General features: G+C 72.1%; 3 protein-coding genes and 1 pseudogene. All 4 read left to right on the forward strand.

The window, feature by feature from the left end:
* Positions 1 to 183: 183 nt before the first annotated feature.
* Entirely contained in the window at positions 184 to 411 is a 228-nt protein-coding gene (locus AX737_RS18615) for a type II toxin-antitoxin system HicB family antitoxin (RefSeq protein WP_066924010.1), read from the forward strand.
* Positions 412 to 460: 49 nt separating this feature from the next.
* The gene (dnaQ, locus tag AX737_RS18620) at positions 461 to 1186 is read left to right on the forward strand and encodes a DNA polymerase III subunit epsilon (protein ID WP_066924012.1); all 726 of its coding nucleotides are present in this window, start codon (positions 461 to 463) and stop codon (positions 1184 to 1186) included.
* Positions 1187 to 1277: 91 nt separating this feature from the next.
* Positions 1278 to 1724 (forward strand): CopG family transcriptional regulator, encoded by a 447-nt coding sequence (locus AX737_RS18625; RefSeq protein ID WP_066924014.1) that lies wholly within the window; start codon positions 1278 to 1280, stop codon positions 1722 to 1724.
* 43 nt (positions 1725 to 1767) lie between these two features.
* Positions 1768 to 1942, forward strand: a pseudogene (locus AX737_RS36025) (esterase); the annotation flags it as partial.

Raw genomic sequence — 1942 nt, forward strand, 5'->3', positions numbered from 1 at the left:
CATCCCTCACCCCAACCCTCTCCCGCACGGGAGAGGGGGCGCGGTGCGGTTCAGGCGCGAGCCGAGGCAGGGTGTCTCGCCATATGCGATCACCCTGCCCTGAAGGAGTGGGGACCCGCGCTTCGTCGTGAGACGTTGCGTCAGACCGAACTCTTCGACCAGAATCGATATGAGAGCCGTCCCGTGAGCGAACGCGTCTACCCGGTCGTGATCGCCCCCCTCACCGTCGAGGACGGCGGCGGCTTCGCGGCCACGGTGCCGGACCTGCCCGGATGCAGGTCCGACGGCGCGAGCCCGCAGGAGGCGCTCCGCAACGTGCAGGACGCGATCGAGGCCTGGATCGCGCTGGCCCACGACCTCGGACACGCGGTCCCCCCGCCCTCGCGCCATCCCGAGCGCGCACTCGGTTAACCCCGCCCGGTCTATCGGTTAGGCTCGGCCGGGCCACGGGTGCTGGATGATGCTGCGCGAGATCGTTCTCGATACCGAGACCACCGGCACGGACGCCAAGAACGGCGACCGCCTGATCGAGGTCGGCTGCGTCGAGCTCGTCAACCACGTGCAGACCGGGCGCACCTTCCACCGCTACGTCAACCCGCAGCGGGCGGTGCATCCCGACGCCTTCGCGGTGCACGGGCTGTCCGACGCCTTCCTCGCCGACAAGCCGCTCTTTGCCGACATCGTGGCCGACTTCGTGGCCTTCTGCGGGGACGCCCCGCTGGTGATCCACAACGCGCCCTTCGACGTCGGCTTCCTCAACATGGAGTACGGGCGGCTCGGGGCCGGTGCCCCGCCCGCGATCCGGCTAGAGGACGTGGTCGACACGCTGATCCTCGCCCGAAAGAAGCACCCGGGCGCCGGCAACAGCCTCGACATGCTGTGCAACCGCTACGGCATCGACCGCAGCCGCCGCACCAAGCACGGCGCGCTCCTCGACGCGCAGATCCTGGCCGAGGTCTATATCGAGCTGCTCGGCGGCAAGCAGACCGGCCTCGCCCTCGGAGGGGCGGTGGAGGCGCGGGCGGTGGAGACGGCGGCGGGCGAGGCCCGGCCGGTCGATCGCGGGCCCCGCCCGCTGCGCCAGCGCCTCACCGCGGAGGAGCGCGCCCGGCACGACGCCTTCCGGGCGAGCCTGGGCGCCGGCGCGATCTGGGCCGAGTATATCGGGGCCGACGAGCCGGCCTGACCGCGCCGGTTTGCTGCGTCGCGTCATCGGCTATTGCGCTGCACAACGAACATCCCATATCCATCCCCGTGGATGGTGTGGAGATGGTTCGATGCTCGACCTGCAGCCCGACAGGACGGTCAGCCCATCCGGGCCGCGTCCGCCGGCCCGGCCCGGCGACAGCGAGAAGATCACGATCAATCTCGGCCCGATCGATCTCGGCCACCTCGACCTGCTGGTCGCCGAGGGGGTCTACGCCAACCGCAGCGATTTCATCCGCACGGCGATCCGCAACCAGATCGAGCGCCACGCCGAGGTGACGCGCCAGTCCGTGGCGCGGCGCAGCGTCGAGCTCGGCCTGCGCCGGATCGACCGCGCCGACCTCGAGGCGGCGCTCGCCGAGGGCCGCCGCCTCGACATCCGCGTGCTGGGCCTTGCCAGCATCGCGCCCGACGTCGGCCCCGACCTCGCCCGCGCGGCGATCGCGTCCCTGGAGGTGCTGGGCAGCCTGCAGGCGAGCCCGGCGGTCCGGGCGGCGCTGGCCGACCGGCTGCGCTGAGATCCGCGCCGTCCGATCCCTTCCCCCGAGCCGTGAGGCACCCATGACCGATTCCGACGACCGGAGGCATGCTCCTCTCGATGCCATGTTCGAGGCGACCCGCCTGACGGGCCTCGGCCGCCTGGAGGAATCGACGGCGCTGATCCAGCGCACGCTGTTCGGCCGCGGCGCCCACCCGTCGCGCGCGCCCGCACCGGCCGGCACCCCCGCCCTGCCGC

It is taken from the genome of Methylobacterium sp. CCH5-D2 (assembly GCF_001556475.1).
In the GTDB taxonomy this organism is placed as follows: Bacteria; Pseudomonadota; Alphaproteobacteria; order Rhizobiales; family Beijerinckiaceae; genus Methylobacterium; species Methylobacterium hispanicum.